General features: G+C 56.1%; 18 protein-coding genes. 16 read left to right on the top strand and 2 right to left on the bottom strand.

All coding sequences use genetic code 11. The features are described from left to right. Positions 1-23: 23 nt before the first annotated feature. Positions 24-1,574, bottom strand: coding sequence for a threonine synthase (thrC, locus tag G7Y44_RS04035; RefSeq protein WP_165247777.1), 1,551 nt, complete (start codon positions 1,572-1,574; stop codon positions 24-26). A gap of 430 nt (positions 1,575-2,004) precedes the next feature. Between thrC and G7Y44_RS04030 the strand changes: the two genes are divergently transcribed. From G7Y44_RS04030 to G7Y44_RS04020, 3 genes are all read left to right on the top strand, one after another. Then, entirely contained in the window at positions 2,005-2,232 is a 228-nt protein-coding gene (locus G7Y44_RS04030) for a FeoA family protein (protein WP_165247775.1), read from the top strand. A gap of 145 nt (positions 2,233-2,377) precedes the next feature. After that, positions 2,378-4,744, top strand: coding sequence for a ferrous iron transporter B (feoB, locus tag G7Y44_RS04025; RefSeq protein ID WP_165247773.1), 2,367 nt, complete (start codon positions 2,378-2,380; stop codon positions 4,742-4,744). 198 nt (positions 4,745-4,942) lie between these two features. Beyond that, positions 4,943-5,197 (top strand): hypothetical protein, encoded by a 255-nt coding sequence (locus tag G7Y44_RS04020; protein WP_165247771.1) that lies wholly within the window; start codon positions 4,943-4,945, stop codon positions 5,195-5,197. 37 nt (positions 5,198-5,234) lie between these two features. Here the strand turns inward: G7Y44_RS04020 and G7Y44_RS04015 are convergent, their stop codons facing one another. Then, complete coding sequence (locus G7Y44_RS04015; protein WP_165247769.1) at positions 5,235-5,978, bottom strand: ubiquinone/menaquinone biosynthesis methyltransferase; 744 nt, start codon at positions 5,976-5,978, stop codon at positions 5,235-5,237. Positions 5,979-6,105: 127 nt separating this feature from the next. Here G7Y44_RS04015 and G7Y44_RS04010 point away from each other — a divergent pair, with 127 nt between their 5' ends. The 13 genes from G7Y44_RS04010 (at position 6,106) to yfcE (ending at position 16,066) form a co-directional block, all read left to right on the top strand. Then, positions 6,106-7,464 (top strand): coproporphyrinogen III oxidase family protein, encoded by a 1,359-nt coding sequence (locus G7Y44_RS04010; RefSeq protein ID WP_165247767.1) that lies wholly within the window; start codon positions 6,106-6,108, stop codon positions 7,462-7,464. 173 nt (positions 7,465-7,637) lie between these two features. Further along, positions 7,638-7,979, top strand: coding sequence for a type II toxin-antitoxin system PemK/MazF family toxin (locus tag G7Y44_RS04005; RefSeq protein WP_165247765.1), 342 nt, complete (start codon positions 7,638-7,640; stop codon positions 7,977-7,979). Positions 7,980-8,120: 141 nt separating this feature from the next. Next, positions 8,121-8,399: a DUF7724 family protein gene (locus tag G7Y44_RS04000; RefSeq protein WP_165045793.1), complete on the top strand. Its 279-nt coding sequence runs from the start codon at positions 8,121-8,123 to the stop codon at positions 8,397-8,399. Next, complete coding sequence (locus G7Y44_RS03995) at positions 8,392-8,613, top strand: DUF7723 family protein (protein WP_165045791.1); 222 nt, start codon at positions 8,392-8,394, stop codon at positions 8,611-8,613. Before G7Y44_RS04000 ends, G7Y44_RS03995 begins: the two co-directional genes overlap by 8 nt. 2 nt (positions 8,614-8,615) lie before the next feature. After that, positions 8,616-8,894, top strand: coding sequence for a DUF4160 domain-containing protein (locus tag G7Y44_RS03990; protein WP_165247763.1), 279 nt, complete (start codon positions 8,616-8,618; stop codon positions 8,892-8,894). A 108-nt stretch (positions 8,895-9,002) separates the two neighbouring features. Beyond that, positions 9,003-10,358 (top strand): amidohydrolase family protein, encoded by a 1,356-nt coding sequence (locus G7Y44_RS03985; RefSeq protein WP_165045787.1) that lies wholly within the window; start codon positions 9,003-9,005, stop codon positions 10,356-10,358. A 4-nt stretch (positions 10,359-10,362) separates the two neighbouring features. Beyond that, the gene (locus G7Y44_RS03980) at positions 10,363-10,557 is read left to right on the top strand and encodes a CASC3 protein CASC3 (RefSeq protein ID WP_165045785.1); all 195 of its coding nucleotides are present in this window, start codon (positions 10,363-10,365) and stop codon (positions 10,555-10,557) included. Between the two features lie 36 nt (positions 10,558-10,593). Further along, positions 10,594-11,451: a twin-arginine translocase TatA/TatE family subunit gene (locus tag G7Y44_RS03975; RefSeq protein ID WP_241159171.1), complete on the top strand. Its 858-nt coding sequence runs from the start codon at positions 10,594-10,596 to the stop codon at positions 11,449-11,451. Between the two features lie 3 nt (positions 11,452-11,454). Next, complete coding sequence (tatC, locus tag G7Y44_RS03970; protein ID WP_165247761.1) at positions 11,455-12,285, top strand: twin-arginine translocase subunit TatC; 831 nt, start codon at positions 11,455-11,457, stop codon at positions 12,283-12,285. Between the two features lie 165 nt (positions 12,286-12,450). Further along, positions 12,451-12,813 carry a hydrogenase maturation nickel metallochaperone HypA/HybF gene (locus G7Y44_RS03965; protein WP_165247759.1) on the top strand — a complete coding sequence of 121 codons (363 nt, stop codon included), beginning with the start codon at positions 12,451-12,453 and terminating at the stop codon, positions 12,811-12,813. Between the two features lie 71 nt (positions 12,814-12,884). Continuing rightward, positions 12,885-13,769 (top strand): NAD(+) synthase, encoded by an 885-nt coding sequence (nadE, locus tag G7Y44_RS03960; RefSeq protein WP_165247757.1) that lies wholly within the window; start codon positions 12,885-12,887, stop codon positions 13,767-13,769. Positions 13,770-13,871: 102 nt separating this feature from the next. Then, complete coding sequence (locus G7Y44_RS03955; RefSeq protein ID WP_165247755.1) at positions 13,872-15,356, top strand: FAD-dependent oxidoreductase; 1,485 nt, start codon at positions 13,872-13,874, stop codon at positions 15,354-15,356. Further along, the gene (gene yfcE, locus G7Y44_RS03950) at positions 15,353-16,066 is read left to right on the top strand and encodes a phosphodiesterase (RefSeq protein WP_165247753.1); all 714 of its coding nucleotides are present in this window, start codon (positions 15,353-15,355) and stop codon (positions 16,064-16,066) included. The genes G7Y44_RS03955 and yfcE overlap by 4 nt, the downstream gene beginning before the upstream one ends. Positions 16,067-16,267: the final 201 nt, after the last annotated feature.

Below are 16,267 nucleotides of genomic sequence, written 5' to 3'. Positions count from 1 at the left end.
GCAGGGCGGGCATAATCACGGAATTATTCAGCGTTGCCTAAGAAGGCAACCACGGCGCTCTCTATGTCGGCTGTTCCGTTGTCGATAATTTCCGTGAAGCGAATGGGCAGGTTGTCAAGCTGTGCGAGTCCGGCAGGAATGCGGGTGTCGCCGGTTTCTTTCGCGATAAGCTCGTTTAACTGACAACCGGAAAGCGCCTCCACGTCGGTGGGCAACGGGTCGCCGGGTGCAATGTCGTGCAGCGCGCGGTACACGTTGTCGCCGAACTTGGCCCAGTGCGCCGTGCTGGCAATAAGCACGGGGTTATCGCCGCGCAGTCGCTCGGCAGCGCGGTAGGCAACAGCGGTGTGGGGGTCAAGTACGTAGTTGTGCTTCTCGAACACGCGCTTGATAGTTTCCAGACATTCCTGGTCATCCACCGAATCGGCGCAGAACAGCTCGCGCATGCGGGCGAACGTATCGCGATCAACACGGAAGCAGCGCTTCTCGCGCAGGTCGGTCATCCATTGCGATATCGCTTCGGCGTTACGGTCGGTCAATTCAAACAGTTGCCGCTCGAGGTTTGACGACACCAAAATGTCCATGGAGGGTGACGGTGTGAGTACGAACTCGCGGTTGGAGATGTCGTAGGTGCCCGTGCTTATGAAGTCGGTGAGCACGCGGTTCGTGTTGCTTGCGCACATGAGAGTTTCGATTGGCACGCCCATGCGCTTAGCGTAGTACGCCGCTAAAATGTTGCCGAAGTTGCCAGTCGGCACGCAAACGTCAATTTTGGCGCCGCGGTCAACCTTGCCGTCGGCAACGAGCTGTGCATACGAACTCACGTAGTACACCACTTGCGGCAACAGGCGACCCCAGTTGATGGAGTTCGCGCTGGAAAGCGCCACACCGTGCTCGCGCATGAGCGACTCGGCGAACGAAGCGTCGCCAAACACATTCTTTGCGCCGGTTTGGCAGTCGTCAAAGTTTCCGCGCACGGCCCATACCTGCACGTTTTCGCCCGCTTGGGTGGCCATTTGCTTGTACTGAATGTCACTCACGCCACCGTGCGGGTACATGACTGCAATGGATGTTCCTTCGGCGTCCTTAAATCCTTCCAGCGCCGCCTTACCGGTGTCACCCGACGTTGCCACCAGAATGAGGAACCGGTGGTCAAGCTCGCCACGTTCGCGAAGCGCCGCTGCACTTGCGCTGAAGAACCGCGGCAAGCATTGGAGCGCCATGTCCTTAAAGGCGCTTGTGGGCCCATGCCAGAGTTCAAGCACATGTGTGCGTTCGTCAAGCGACGTAATGGGGCAGATGCGCTCGTCATCGAAGTTCTTGCCGTAAGCACCTTCCATACAAGTGTCGACCACACTGTCGGGTAGGTCGACGTCGAACAGCCGGTAGATGCTCGCCGCGCGCTGCGCGTAAGGCAGCTTCGCTAGCGCATCAAGGTCATCGAGCGTAAGCTCGGGTAAATGCTCGGGCACGTACAACCCGCCGCCCTGGGCCAAGCCGTCGATGACTGCTCGGGTGAAAGGCACATGCTCGGTGCATGCTCCGCGGGTATCAAGGTAGAGGTTCTCTGACATGGCTCACGCTTTCTCGAATGGGCACACGAGCGCCCGTCATGCGGATGCGACTTCGCAAGTATACCCACTTCGCGCAACGGTAGGTGCAGCAGATGGCCTAAAGCCGCAAAAACCCTGCGATCAGGTTCGGTCAGATCCGGGCGGGTTTGAGTGAATTCGGGCGACTTCGGTGGGGTGCAGTTCGGTTATGGAAAAGGAATCACTGAAAAAAGGGAGGGCTACCAAACCCCGAACTCACGGGAACGGTGAAAAGTTAGAAAAAGTTTCCTATATATAACAAAAAAGTTCACCAAGGCTTTCTTTTTCGAAAAGTTTGCTTTAGAATACTTTCCGGACATACCATACGGGGAAGTGTTGAGTAAGACTGGTGGTTTCAATCGGCGCTTCCCAAAGCTTTCGATGAGAAGAAACGAAGCGAGAAAGGAAGAGCATGGCAGACAAAACGCTGCGCGACGTGCGCATTGGGGAGGTCGGCACGGTCGTTCGCCTGGTTGGCGAGGGCGCCATCAAGCGTCGCATCATGGACATGGGTATCACCAAGGGCACCGCGGTATACGTACGCAAGGTCGCTCCTTTGGGCGACCCGGTTGAAGTGACGGTTCGCGGCTACGAGCTTTCACTGCGCAAGTCGGAGGCAGAACGTGTTGTTGTTGCGTAAAGGCCGGTAGTGCGGCAGTTTTGCCGCGTGGGCTGTAGCAGGACGCCACAGAACACAGAAGCGCGAAAGCGCTTTTTGAATGGCAGCTAGTTAGCTAAGGTAAACACTTGACCTCAAGCTAACTTCGAGAGATGAAAGGTAGAACATGACAGTTCGCATTGCGCTTGCCGGCAACCCAAATAGCGGCAAGACCACGATGTTTAACGAGCTTACCGGTGCCAATCAATATGTTGGAAACTGGCCGGGCGTGACTGTTGAGAAGAAAGAAGGAAAGTACACAAAGGACAAAGACGTCACCATAACCGACTTGCCGGGTGTGTATTCGCTGTCGCCGTATAGCCCCGAGGAAATTGTTACGCGCGATTACCTGCTTGACGGCAACCCCGACGTTGTCATCAACCTGGTTGACGCCACGAATCTCGAGCGCAACCTTTACCTTACCACGCAAATCATCGACTTGGGTGTGCCCGTGGTGGTGGCGCTCAACATGATGGACCTGGTGGAAAAGGCCGGTGACAAGGTGGATGTCGCAGGCTTGTCCAAACAGCTAGGATGTCCTGTTATTGAGACGTCGGCGCTGAAAAGCCGCGGTCTTGACGATGTGGTAAAGGCCGCCATTGCGGCGGGAAAGCGGGGATCGCTGCCCGTACCGACCTACCGCTTCTCAGATGCGACCGAAGAGGCTATTGGCAAGATCATTGACATCATCGGCTCGCGCGTGAAACCCAACGTCGCTCGGTGGTTCGCTATCAAGGCGCTCGAGGGCGAGCAGTGTTCCCTCAATACGTTGTCACTGTCGGCGGCCGACATGAAAAACGTAGATGTCGTTCGCGCCAGCCTCGAGCACTTGCTTGACGACGACATTGAGGGTGTTATCGCAGGCGAACGCTACGATGCTATCACCGACATCACCATAACGTGCGTGAAAAAAACTGGTGCGGGCATGACGCTTACGCAAAAAATCGACCGTGTGGTCACCAACCGTTGGGCCGGCCTTCCCATTTTCGTGGTGGTCATGGCGCTTGTGTACTACATCGCCGTCACGCTTGGTGGCGGCGTTGTTACCGACTGGGCAAACGACGGCATTTCCGGTGACGGATGGCTCTACACAGGTGGTGCGGCGTATGAGGAAGCGGTCGGCGCGTGGGAGGAAGAGGTCGCCGCGGCTGAGGCAGCTGGCGACACCGCGCTTGCCGAGGCGCTTGCGGAAGAGGAACCTGATCCTTCCGATGGTTCGTGGGGTCTGTGGATTCCAGGGCTTACGCCCATCATCGGCGGGGCGCTTGAGGCAATTGGTGCGGCCGGCTGGGTGCAAAGTCTCGTACTTGATGGCATTGTCGCTGGTGTTGGTGCAGTCATCGGCTTTATTCCGCAGATGATCCTGTTGTTCCTCATGCTGGCGTTTTTGGAGCACTGTGGCTACATGGCGCGCGTTGCGTTTATGATGGATCGCATCTTTCGCAAATTTGGTTTGTCCGGCAAGTCATTCATCCCCATACTCATTGGCTCGGGTTGCGGCGTGCCCGCCGTTATGGCCACGAAAACCATCGAGAACGAAAGCGACCGTCGCATGACGGTTATGACTACCACTATGATTCCCTGCGGCGCGAAAATGCCCATTATTGCGCTCGTATTCGGTGCTTTAGCAGGTGGCGACATGGAAACAGCGCGGTGGGTAGCTCCGCTGTTCTACTTCCTGGGTGTTATCGCCATCATCGTGTCCGGCATTATGCTGAAGAAATTGCGCGTGTTTGCAGGCGAAGCGACTCCGTTTATCATGGAGCTGCCGCAGTATCATCTGCCCGCCGCAAAAAGCGTGGCTTTAGCCACATGGGATCGCGTGAAGCACTACATTGTGAAAGCCGGCACCATCATATTCCTGTCAACCATTGTCATTTGGTTCCTTATGAACTTCGGCGTGTATGAGGGCTCGTTTGGCCTGCTCGATGCTGAAATGGATGGGTATCTGAACTACAGTTTCATGGCTATGCTCGGCAACGCCTTGGCGTGGATATTCGTGCCGCTGGGCTTTGGCGATTGGCAAGCGACTGTTACGAGCGTCACCGGCCTGGTTGCCAAAGAGAACGTAGTTGCCACAGTTGGTGTACTCACGCAGCTCGGTGAGCTGGGTGAAACCGATCCGACACTGTGGGAGGGTTTCGCGCTCATGTTTGGCGGCAGCACGTCGGCCATCCTGGCGTTCACTGCGTTCAACTTGCTGTGCGCACCCTGCTTTGCGGCCATTGGCGCTATTCGAAACCAGATGCGTTCCGCAAAGTGGACGTGGGCAACCATCGGATATATGACCGGGTTCGGCTGGTGTGTTGGTCTAATGCTGCGTCAGTTTGTGGGACTTGCCACGGGTGAAATTGGTTTCAGCGTGTGGACGGTGCTCGCTTGCGTGGTTGCTGCTGGTATGATCTTCCAGCTGGTGCGCCCGATGCCCGATTATGAGAGAATTGATGCATTGAAAGCGGCGAAGAAGTTGTCTGCCGACAAGAGCGCTGCGTAAGGTAGCACGCAGAATCCGATAGGCTTTATGGTTTATTTCCGGCGCGCCTATGGTTGGGTGCGCCGGAAGGCCGGTTTTCCGGTTCGGCGCAATTGGGTGGTTTTCGGCGGTGGTAGGTTGTTTTAGTTCGTCACCGCAGGTAGTCACGTGAATTACCCCGAGTCGAAAAACCGACGATGTGGAAAAGGTGATGGGAACATGATTCAACCACTGGACATAAGTGTTGGCACCGTAGTGGTACTTGTTGTTGTGGCTGCCTGGGTTATATGGGCCGTTCGCCGCTTGTTTTTCCGTGGCATGTGCGATTGTCATGACCAGTGTTCTGCCACATCGTCCGACGATGTGGGGCGACGCCGCGTTTCGTGCGGTGGCTGCTCGGGGTGCTCGGGTTGCGCGGGCTGCTCTATTGGTGCGGTCAACACGGTCAACACGACCGACGCATCTCAACGGTAGTCTCATTGTCGTGCCGACTTGGTGGGCCGCATAGCCGCTATGCGGGTTTTTGTGCAACATGGATAGCAGCTATGCCACCAGTGCAGTTTTTCCAGGTAACGTTTACGAATCCGGCTTGCTCCATCATATGTGCCAGTTCGCGCTGGTTGGGGAAAGCCCGAATGCTCTTCGACAGGTACACGAACCCTTCGCGGTCGCCGGTAACCACATTTCCCCAGAACGGTATGAGGTGCTTCAGGTAGAAAAGATACAGCGCACGCCAAGCGGGGTTTGGCGGTGTGCTGAACTCGAGACACACCAGATGTCCACCCGGTTTCAGCACGCGTAGTATTTCGGCGAGCGCTCGTTCGCGCTCCGGCATGTTCCGAATTCCGTATGCCATGGTAATAGCGTCGTAGCTTTCATTAGCGTACGGCATGTTCTGGCCGTCAACCACCTCGAAATCAACGGGAACGCCGTGCGCAGCACCGCGTTCGTAGTGCATGCGCGCCACGTCGAGCATTTCCGGCACGAGGTCAGTGCATTGGATGTGGCGCGGATGCAGCATGCGGGCCATGGTGAACGTTACATCCCCTGTGCCGCCGGCGATGTCGAGTACGTCGTCGTTGGGGCCGATAGGGGCTAAGTGCGCCATGCGCGCGAGCCATACTTTGTATGCTCCAAAGCTTGATACGGCGTTGAAGCGCTCGTATTTCTTGGCAATGTGCGAAAAGATGTCTTTTACGCGCGTCGAAGAGAGTTCGGCGGGCGCTTCGGCACCCGTGGCGGTGTCAATGCTCACGGAAAATGGACTCCTTTTGTCTCGGTGGGAAAGCAATGTCTAGTATATCTGTTTTCCGTTGCATGACGTTTTCTGAAAGCATTACTATAGCGAGGTTATCCAATTTTTTGCACGAACGGAGTCGCCCATGCTGTCCGAGCGTATGCTCACCACCATTATTAAACAGCTTGCCTGTCGCGGGCTGGCGCTTAATCCCACGAACGAAACCGTGATGCCCGCACCCGAGCCAGGTCGTAAGTACATGCTGTACATGCATGTGCCGTTCTGCGAGCGATTGTGTCCATATTGCAGTTTCAACCGCTATGCGTTTCGAGAAGACGTGGCGCGCCCGTACTTTGCTAACATGCGTCGCGAGATGCGCATGGTGAAGAATTTAGGCTACGACATCGAGAGCATTTACATGGGTGGTGGCACGCCAACCATCCTGCTTGATGAGCTGTGCGAGACGCTCGATGAGGCGCGCGATTTGTGGAACATTCGCGAAGTGGCGTCCGAAACGAACCCCAACCACCTGGTGCAGCCCTACCTCGATGCGCTGAAAGGCCGCATCCAGCGCCTTTCTGTGGGGGTGCAAAGCTTCAACAACGACCTTCTGAAACAAATGGATCGCTTTGACAAGTATGGTAGCGGCGAGGAAATCCTCGAGCGTATCGGCGAGGCGCTTCCGTATTTTAATTCGCTGAACGTCGACATGATTTTCAACTTCCCCAGCCAAACCGAAGACATTCTGCTTGACGATTTGGAGAAAATTGCCATGTGCGGCGCGCGCCAGACTACATTTTCGCCGCTGTACGTATCGAACGGCACCATGCGGAAGATGACCAGCACCTTAGGTAAGATGGACTATTCGCGGGAGTACCGTTACTACCAGATTCTCGACGGTGTGCTTGCGGGTGGCTCCGACCCGCTGTTCCATCGCACGACGCTCTGGACGTTCACGCGCAACGGCGAAACTGATACGCTGCTGGGTGCAGGCAGTGCAGGTGGTGCGGAAGATGCGTCAGCACCGCAGATCGACGAGTTCCAAACGTTTTACGACCAGTATCCCGCCATCGGGAGCGGCTCTATTACGTATCTGAATCGTAGTCTGTACGTGAACACGTTCAGCTTGCGTGAGTACAACGAAGCTATCGAAAGCGGACGGATGTCGCTCATGGGTAGAAGCGATATGTCCGAGCGCGATCTCATGCGCTACTGCTTTTTAGTAAACCTGTACAAGCTGCGTCTCGACAAGCACGCATTTGCGCGCGAGTTCGGCGTGAGTATCGAGCGCGGATTGCCGGTGGAGATGGCATTCATGCGTGCAAACCGGGCGTTTGCCACCGACACGTCCGACGAACTCACGCTCACTCCACGCGGGCGCTACCTGGTGGTGGTTATGTATCGGCAGTTCCTCAGTGCCATGAACAACCTGCGCGAACAAGCTCGCGCGGCGCTGTCGGGTCCCGAACGCGAGCTCCTCTTCGGCGACGGCACCATGCGGTAAGAAGTCCAGCGCTTTCGAGCTGCTTGAACATATACATTAAAATTTGCGCAACCAGAACGGACGTATGCGCGCAATCGCAAGGTGTCGTTGACCGAACTGTGTGCTGGTTGGGATGGCAACAAAGTTGGTGAAGAGTGGGGCGGTCCTGATGTGGGAGCCGAGGTGGTTGAGTGATGATGTTCGAGCAAGGCGACATTACTGAGGTTAATTTCAATCCTACCGTGGGGCATGAACCCCAAAAAAGAAGGCCCGCGCTCGTGGTGAGCGTTGGGCACTTCAATAACGTGGTGTCGAGTTTGACGGTGGTGTGTCCGATCACCTCGACAGTCAATGGGCATCCCCTTCATATTGAGCTTGCTTTCGGTAATGTGGTTTCGGGTTGTGTATGCGTTGAGCAGCTTCGCGCTATCAATTTGAACAACCCTGCCCGAGACGCGCGACACCTTGGTGGTTCGATCGATCACGCAACAATGGCATCGGTGCTTGACGCCATAGGGGCAATCTTTGGGATTTAAGGGGAGGGCGGTCGGACTCTTTTTCGAGGAGTCAAGCAGCTTGATTACCTGTTGGCCTGACTATTCAACAACTTGGCTGAAGTCTTTAGAGGATTTTGGTATGCTTAGGGTTCCGAAACACAGAAGAGAAAGGAGGGCAGCATGACGGCTCGGAGCAGCGTGGCTATCCTTAGTAGTCACGGCGACCTCACGTCTTTCTCCTTCGACGGACGTCGTATAAGATTCAAAACACCAAAACGTCTGGAACGGTACTTGGATGTACGAGAATGGGACAGCGGCTATCTTGCCGTTACCGCCCGTTATCACGGCCTGCCCGATACCGAGGAATACATCGACCTGGTGCCCATCCTGAAGAATCTCTACATTGACCCCGACAGCTTCCTTAGCTCCATCGAAACCGTGGAGGTTAGCTATGCCTGACGTGCTGCAAGTCGCCGATGCCGCCGATGTCATCATCAATGGATACGCTTTCACTCGAAACGGTGACAGTATCCGCGTGCTCAACCTCAATCGCCCGACAAGCGCTGCAGTTTTCAGCGCGCAGGGCGAGCTAAGGGAAACTACCATGGACGATATCGAGCTGGAAATAGTGCACGATTACCTGGATCGCAGTCTCAAATACATGGCGGCCTAATCATGCCGAAATACTTCAACTTCAAGGTCTGCGGCTACTACCTGTACTTCACCAGCCACTGTATCATCGAGTGCATGCACGTGCATGCCAGTGATCGCAAGCTTACCGAGCAAGGATCCGCTAAGTTTTTCGTCAAAAAGAACGGCGACTCTGTTCTTCAGAGTCCAGGTGTCCTTAGTGACCGCGAAATTCGTCAAATCCAGGCATTCATCAAGGATAACTACCGCGAGATGTACCTTATGTGGGCCAAATTCAGCGACAAAGGCTTCTACCGAGGATAATAAACCGTCGTATTTCCAACCGCAGAGACTGTGTGCGCTCTCGCGCCGCGCGCTCGGCAGTGTTATCATACAAACTTACGTTATCGAGCGGATACGAAGAGGGTGCCCATGCTTATCTGCGCGCAATACATTCTTCCCATCACGTCCGAGCCGTTCCAGAACGGGGCCGTTCTCGTTCGCGACGGTCGCATCCGCGACATTGGTTCGGCTGACCTGCTGCGTCTGCGCTACCCCGAGGAAGAGGTACGCGATTACGGGCATGCGGCAATTATGCCGGGTTTGGTCGACTTGCATACGCATTTGGAGAACTCCGTCATGCGAGGCATCATCCACGACGTTCCCTACGCGTCGTGGGCGGTGAGCATCGCGGAAAAGAGCCTGAAGCTCGATTCGTCCGATTGGCGCGATTCTGCAGTGCTGGGCGGCCTTGAGGCGCTTTCGAGCGGCATCACTTGTGTTGCCGACATCACCACTACTGGTGCGGCATGCGCGGCTGCGCAAAGTGTTGGTCTGCGCAGCGTCATCTACCGCGAAGTGGGCGCTATGGATAAAAAGCGCGTACCTCAGGCAATCGTTCGTGCGCAGAAGGATATCGACCGGTGGCGTGGTCAGATCGATTCCGACCGCATTACGCTTGGCGTGGCCCCGGCGGCAATGTATGAATGCCATCCGTCGGTGTATGGGGCGGTTGCTGAGTTCGCACGCAGCGAGGGCTTGCCTGTCGCCATGCATCTTGCGGGTAGCCGTGAAGAGTACAACTTCATTAAATACGGTTCGTCGCCGTTTGCCGTTCATACCATGGAGGATCGTCGTGGCTACGTGGAAGTTCCGCCATGGCTTCCCACACAGGCGTCGCCCGTTCGCTACGCGCTGAACTGGGGCGCGTTCGAGGCCGATAACGTACTGGCCATCCATTGCGTCCATGTTGACCGCTTGGATATCGCAAAGCTCAAAGAATACGACGTTGCCGTGGCCGTGTGTCCGCGCTGCAATGCCCAACTGGGCATGGGTGTGGCACCGCTCGGTGAGTTCCGGCGCGCTGGTCTGCGCGTGGGTGTAGGAACCGACTCGCCTGCGGCAACCGATTCGACCGACATGTTTATCGAAATGCGCACCGGCATGCTCATTGAACGCGCTGTGAATGTTGGCGAGTTCCTCGATTGTGCTTCGGTGCTCAAAATGGCTACGCTCGGTGGTGCGCGTGCGCTGAAGATGGACGATCGTATTGGGTCGATCGATCTGGGCAAAGCTGCCGATCTCATTGCTGTTGACCTTGCGGGATCGCGTCAGACGACGCTTGATGATCCGGCGGCTTCCATTGTTAACACCTGCAGCGGCTCTGATGTTCTTATGACCATGGTCGACGGCAAGATTCTCTACGAACAGGATCGCTGGAATGTGGACGTCGAAGTGGCTCACAACATCGCGCGTGTGTTCGAAATTCGGGGAAAGATCAGGTCGTAACGTTATGGCAAAGCAGAAACTAACTGCAAAGCAGAAAAGCGAGCGCATTAAGGCTGCACAGGAACGCGAACGCCGCGCGCAAGAGAAGCGCGAGCGCGCTGAGCGCATCAAGCGCATATTTGTCGTGGTGGTGTGCGTTATTTTGGTATTGGCACTGGGCATACCGACGGTTGGTTTGGCGTTTTTGGGCGGTGCGTAGAAACCGGCAAGCGCAGGCGGTGCGGGGCCTCATGGCGTGAGCTGTTTGTGCTACTATATTCCGGTTGTTCCCGCAAGGGGTATTGTGCCCGGCGTGTCGCGCCCGGCGGAACTATTGGCGCAAAAGGCGCGTAACCGTGCAAAGGAGCGAGCTTTGTTTGGGTTAAGTGGAATAGAGCTTTTTCTTATTATCGTGTTCGGCTTTCTCATTTTCGGGCCGGACAAGCTGCCGGCTATGGCTAAGATGCTTGGCCAGGCTATTAGCAAGTTTAGAGCGGCTCAGCAGGAAATGAACGACGTGTTGAAGAGTGGGGTATACGATCCCGATTCCGACGAGCCGTTCAAGAATCCGCTCGATGTGGTTGACGAGGTTGGAAAGAAGGCGCAGAAGGCGTCGAAGGACGCGAAGAGTGCCGCCTCAAAATCTGCTGCCAAGAAACCCACGTCATCTGCGGCGAAGCCTGCTGCGAAATCCACGGCGACGAAACCCGCGCAGGCGACAGACGGTGCAGCGAAGTCCGCATCAGGCACTGGTGCGAAGAAGGCGGGGCAAGGCGAGTCATTCCAAGAGCGCAAAGCCCGCTACGCTGCGGAGCGCGCCGAGCGCCTGCGTACCGAAGGTGGCACTGCTGCAGCAACGACGGCGACAGCAGGAACAGCAACGACAGCAGCAGCGGCGAGTGCAGCCAAGGCGGCCGCCGCAGCAAAGCCTACTGCGGCAGTATCGGCAGCATCGACGGCATCTGAGCCGACAGCTAATGCTGCCGAGAAGCCCTCGGCACTGAAGCGCGCCGCAGCGGCGAAGGCCGCGACAGCACCCGTGACATCGGGTGTTGCAACAAAAGCAAACAATCAGGTTGCATCTGATGCGGCCGACATAAAGGAAGGGGAGTAACGCATGGCTATCGGTGCTGCCCGCATGCCCTTGTTCGATCACTTGGGCGAGTTGCGCATGCGCTTGGTGCGCATTGTGGTTTGTTTGGCCATTGGCGTGTGTATATTCTACTTTGCTGCGCCTACCATTGCCCAGTTCATGCTGCTGCCTATCGCCGACTACCTGCCGAAGGGTGACGAGGGCACGTACATGCTCACGGCAATCGATCCGTTTGAGACGTTTACCGTTCGCTTTACGCTGGCCATGTGGGCTTCGGTGGTTGCTACGGCACCTATTATTCTTTGGCAGATTCTTGCGTTCTTCCTGCCGGCATTAAAGCCGAGCGAGCGCAAATGGTTTATTCCCACGTTCGCGGCTGCGGTGGCCCTGTTTATCATCGGAACCATTTTCTGCTACTTCCTCATTTTGCCCCCAGCATTTCAATGGCTCACCGACCAAGGCGCGGGATTCGCTGAAATAACCCCGCGAGCCAAGTCGTACTTGAGTATTATCATCGGTTTTGAGATCGGCTTCGGTTTTGCATTCGAGCTGCCGTTGCTGGTGTTCTACATGGTGCTGTTTGACGTAATCCCTTACAAGAAGTTGCGCGAGAATTGGCGAATTGTCTACGTTGTGCTCATGGTGGTGTCTGCCATGGTGACGCTTGACGCTTCGCCGATTACCATGCTACTCATGTTCGCCGCGCTATTGATGCTCTACGAGGGCAGTTTGCTGATCGCTCGCGTGGCGCTGAGTAAGCGTATCAAGAAACGAGAAGCGCAGGACGCTGATGATGACACCGAGCGGAAGGCATCGAAATCGGTGTCTATTAAACGTGCAGCCAAGAAGAAGTAGGTTCGCGCGGTTGCGTGCGGGCGTGCTCGCGAATGATGGCGATGTGTCGGTGTTTTTGTCATCCGTTGTATGCGACGGCCGTTTCGGAAGAGTATGTGTTATCGTCCTGCCGAACCCTGCATAATAGGGTTCGGCAGGGTTTTTTATCGGCAAGGAGCAACGCCCATGCATGAATTGGGAATCATGACGGGGGTCATGGATGCCGTGTGCGAGTCGGCGCGACAGGCCGGTGCGACGAGCGTGCTGCGCATTGATCTGTCTGTCGGTGAGATGACCGAAGCTATTGTTGACGCATTGAACTTTGCGTTTGAGGCGCTGCGTGAATTGCCGGAGTACGCTTTGTGCGAGCATGCTACTTTGCAGGTGAACATCGTGAGACCGAAAAGCCGCTGCTTAGAGTGCGGTGCCGAGTTCGAGCACGATCGCTTTCATCTCTTCTGCCCGAAGTGTGACAGTTTTGCGACGCAGCTTGTTGCAGGGCGTGAGATGCAGATTGATTCGATCGAGGTCGACATTCCCTCCGACTAATAGAGCACTTCTTCGTGCGTCGTTTATGTGATTGTGTGTGGTGCAGGCAATGCGATGAAGGAGTAAAGGCGATGGATATCTCCGAGAAGTACGACGTATGCGTAAGCGCGTTGAGGGAGTTTGCGGAAGGTACGGGCTTTTCCGATTGCGTGATTGGCTTGTCGGGGGGTATCGACTCGAGTGTGGTTGCGGTTATGGCCGTCGATGCGCTGGGAGCTTCCCATGTACATGGCGTGTTGCTGCCAGGGCCGTATTCTAGTGATCATTCAGTTACCGACGCACTTGAGCTTGCGGCTTGTTTAGGAATCGAGTCGCGCACGGTTTCAATACGTGAGCCGTACGAGGCGTTTTCCAACGGGCTGCGTGAGGCGCTTGGGAGTGCGGGGCTGAGCGGACTTGCCGCCGAGAACACGCAGGCCCGGTGCCGTATGGTATGCCTGATGGCACTGTCGAACACCTACGGATGGATGCTTTTGAACACCGGGAACAAAAGCGAGGCGTTTATGGGGTATTCCACCTTGTACGGCGATACCGCCGGTGCTTTCGCTCCGCTTGGCGGCTTGTACAAAACCGATGTGTATGCGGTTGGCCGCTGGCGTAACGAGCAAGCGCAATCTCAAGGTCAGATTGCTCCCATCCCAGAAAATGTGTTCGTCAAGCCACCGAGTGCCGAGCTGTCGGCAAATCAGGAAGACGAGCGTTCCATGGGTATTTCCTACGACGTGCTCGACCGGTTGCTTATCGCCAGTCAAGAACATGGTTTGGACGCAGATGAACTAGTGCGTCGAGGCTTTGATGAAGGCGATGTTGCTCGTGTATTGGCAACGGTGCGCCGCACGGCATTCAAGCGTGCACTTGAACCGCCGTTTCCTACAGCGTCGTTTTATGGAGGTCGTGCTGCGTGTGATAGCGAGGCATGTGATGGTGAGTCGTGTAGTAACAAGGCGTACGAGTGAAACGCTGTGTGTGCGTGGTGCGGCGTGATATCGAACTCAATGCGACAAATGACAGTGTGCAAATGTGATGGCTTAACAGGTGTGAAGGAGGGACAGGCAGGTATGGATCGTCGGAGCTTCGTGAAGCTGGCAGGTGCCGGGGCTGCATCGGCTGTGGCCGGTTTGGGACTTACGGCATGTGTCACGCAGGCACCGTCAGCGCCAACGGGCGACGTACGCTCATATTCGGCAGTGGGGCAGCCTGCGGTGTCGTTTGACTATAACGTTGACGTACTGGTCGTGGGCAGTGGTATGGCCGGCTTGTCCGCTGCTATGTTGCCGGTGGAATCGGGTTTGTCAGTGCTGGTCATGGAAAGAGAAGACCTGCTTGGTGGTGAAAGCTATGAATCGAGCGGGGTGATTCGTGTTTGCGATACCCAGCTGCAAAAACAGGCAGGTATCGGACAGTCGCCCTCGGCGTTTTGGCAGCGCAACAAAGATTCGTATCTTAAAGCTGGCCTCACCTTGGCGAATCGTGCCGAAAGCATGCTAAAGAGCGCACCTGAATGGCTCGATCACTTAGTTGACGAGTACGGGGCGTCGTTCGCCGATCCGAAAAGCTACAAGCAGGATGGCCCAGTCGATATACTCGTGTCGTTTTCGGGCCTTGGCGACACGGAAATGATCATGCTGCCGCTGCGCGACAAGCTGGCGGAAAAGGGCGTGACATTCACGACGGAGCACGAGTGCGTTGCGCTTGTGCTGGATGGTACGGGAGCTATTGCCGGTGCGCGTTTCACGTCGGGTAAGGCGGGAACAGTTGACGTTCGAGCCCGCGCGGTGGTAGTCGCTACGGGAGGCTACAGTGCCAATCAGCTCATGGTTCATGCCAACAACCCTGATCAAGAGCTGTTGGGATGCTGTTCGCGCTTGTCGCAGGGAAATGCGCTTTCGTTGTGCTCGAGCGTTGGTGCGGCTACTGCCGACCTCAATGTGTCCATTATGGTGGCAAGCGATGTTCCTGACGCTACTTGGTGGGGCATGTTCGCGCCGTTGATCAATGTGAGCCCAGCGGGTAAGCGGCTTGCGCGAGAAGACGACGCTTCGGCGACGGCTGAAGCGTGCGTGGCGGACGAGCTGGGGTTTTGGTGGAGCATCTTCGACAACCAGATGAGCGAAGGCGTGCAGTCGGCCAGTGCGGCGAAAGTGATGACGAAGCGCGCGGATCGCTTGGTGGGTCCGTGCGACACCGTTTCCGATCTTGCGGCAGCCATGAACATTCCTGCCGATGCGCTAGAAGCTACCATGGAGGCGTTCAACAAAGCAATGGAGAAGAAAAAGGACGAGGAATTTGGTCGCGAATTGCAAATGAAGTCCTTGAAGGCTCCGTACTACGCGTTGAAACAGTTTCCGGTACGTAGCAGTTCCCGCGGGGGTGTAATGACCGATGAGGAATGCCGCGTACTTGATGAGTTGGAAAAACCCATTGGCAACTTGTACTGCTGCGGCACCGCTGCTGCGGGCAGTGTTGAAGGGCTGTCGACATGTGGGTCGTCGGGGTTCATTACCGGGCGCACTGTAGTTGCCGACCTTACGGGAAAGGAGTGATTGCATTGAAGCTGGTTATCGCATCTGACATTCACGGATCGGCATACTGGTGTCGCAAGCTGGTTTCCCATATCCATCAGGAGCGTCCCGATGTTATTGCGCTTCTGGGCGATCTGCTGTATCACGGTCCGCGCAACCCGCTGCCGCGTGATTACGCGCCGGCCGAGGTGGCCGCCATGCTGAACAACCTTGCGAGTCGTATTGTGGCCGTGCGAGGGAACTGTGATTCGGAAGTCGACCAGATGATGCTGTCGTTTCCCTGTATGGGTGATTACGCGCTGCTGTCGGATGGTGGTGCGGTACCGTTTCGTGTTGAGGCAGGGCAGGGTGATGCCTGCGACGACGCTTCAGGTGTTTCGAGCACCATGTCCGATGGTGTGGCTGATCCTGTATCTGACGCCGCTTCGAGCACTATGTCCGACACGACATCAGGTACCGCATCCAATGCGGCATCGCCTGTTTTCCCGTGTCGCCAGCTGCTGCTTACGCATGGCCATGTGTTCGGGCCTGATAACGTACCACCACACCCCGCTTCTGCAGCACAAGCGCCGATATTTGCGGTGGTGAGCGGACACACGCATGTGAAGCAGCAGGTTGTGCGCGACGGCGTGCTGTTCGTGAACCCCGGCAGCGTGTCGCTTCCGAAAGACGGCTCGAACAGCTTCATGGTGTACGAAGACGGCGCGTTCGAGGTTCGCCTGCTCGATTGATACGACGGGTCAAACGCCTCGCTCCCTTTCCTTGAGCGGCCCTCCTCCGTCAGTGGTTTCTTCGGAAGATGAAACGAAGATGAAACTTGCAAAAACGGATGAAACTCGCAAAAATAAGGAAAACTTTACAAAGCTGCATCTGGGGTGAAAACCACGGCATGGTTTCGGTGGTAGGGTTTGGCGCTCTGCCACTGCCCGATT

Origin of the sequence: Adlercreutzia sp. ZJ141 (genome assembly GCF_011038965.1) — a bacterium.
Classification (GTDB): Bacteria; Actinomycetota; Coriobacteriia; order Coriobacteriales; family Eggerthellaceae; genus ZJ141.
This window is presented reverse-complemented; position numbering and strand designations above follow the sequence as displayed.

Excerpts from the sequence above, each read along its gene's own strand:
- tatC (WP_165247761.1), top strand. The coding sequence starts at position 11,455 with ATGGCTATCGGTGCTGCCCGCATGCCCTTGTTCGATCACTTGGGCGAG.
- G7Y44_RS03980 (WP_165045785.1), top strand. The coding sequence starts at position 10,363 with ATGGCAAAGCAGAAACTAACTGCAAAGCAGAAAAGCGAGCGCATTAAG.
- G7Y44_RS03965 (WP_165247759.1), top strand. The coding sequence starts at position 12,451 with ATGCATGAATTGGGAATCATGACGGGGGTCATGGATGCCGTGTGCGAG.
- G7Y44_RS04010 (WP_165247767.1), top strand. The coding sequence starts at position 6,106 with ATGCTGTCCGAGCGTATGCTCACCACCATTATTAAACAGCTTGCCTGT.
- G7Y44_RS04030 (WP_165247775.1), top strand. The coding sequence starts at position 2,005 with ATGGCAGACAAAACGCTGCGCGACGTGCGCATTGGGGAGGTCGGCACG.
- G7Y44_RS03955 (WP_165247755.1), top strand. The coding sequence starts at position 13,872 with ATGGATCGTCGGAGCTTCGTGAAGCTGGCAGGTGCCGGGGCTGCATCG.
- G7Y44_RS04000 (WP_165045793.1), top strand. The coding sequence starts at position 8,121 with ATGACGGCTCGGAGCAGCGTGGCTATCCTTAGTAGTCACGGCGACCTC.
- G7Y44_RS03995 (WP_165045791.1), top strand. The coding sequence starts at position 8,392 with ATGCCTGACGTGCTGCAAGTCGCCGATGCCGCCGATGTCATCATCAAT.
- G7Y44_RS03985 (WP_165045787.1), top strand. The coding sequence starts at position 9,003 with ATGCTTATCTGCGCGCAATACATTCTTCCCATCACGTCCGAGCCGTTC.
- G7Y44_RS04020 (WP_165247771.1), top strand. The coding sequence starts at position 4,943 with ATGATTCAACCACTGGACATAAGTGTTGGCACCGTAGTGGTACTTGTT.
- feoB (WP_165247773.1), top strand. The coding sequence starts at position 2,378 with ATGACAGTTCGCATTGCGCTTGCCGGCAACCCAAATAGCGGCAAGACC.
- G7Y44_RS03990 (WP_165247763.1), top strand. The coding sequence starts at position 8,616 with ATGCCGAAATACTTCAACTTCAAGGTCTGCGGCTACTACCTGTACTTC.
- nadE (WP_165247757.1), top strand. The coding sequence starts at position 12,885 with ATGGATATCTCCGAGAAGTACGACGTATGCGTAAGCGCGTTGAGGGAG.
- G7Y44_RS04005 (WP_165247765.1), top strand. The coding sequence starts at position 7,638 with ATGATGTTCGAGCAAGGCGACATTACTGAGGTTAATTTCAATCCTACC.
- thrC (WP_165247777.1), bottom strand. The coding sequence starts at position 1,574 with ATGTCAGAGAACCTCTACCTTGATACCCGCGGAGCATGCACCGAGCAT.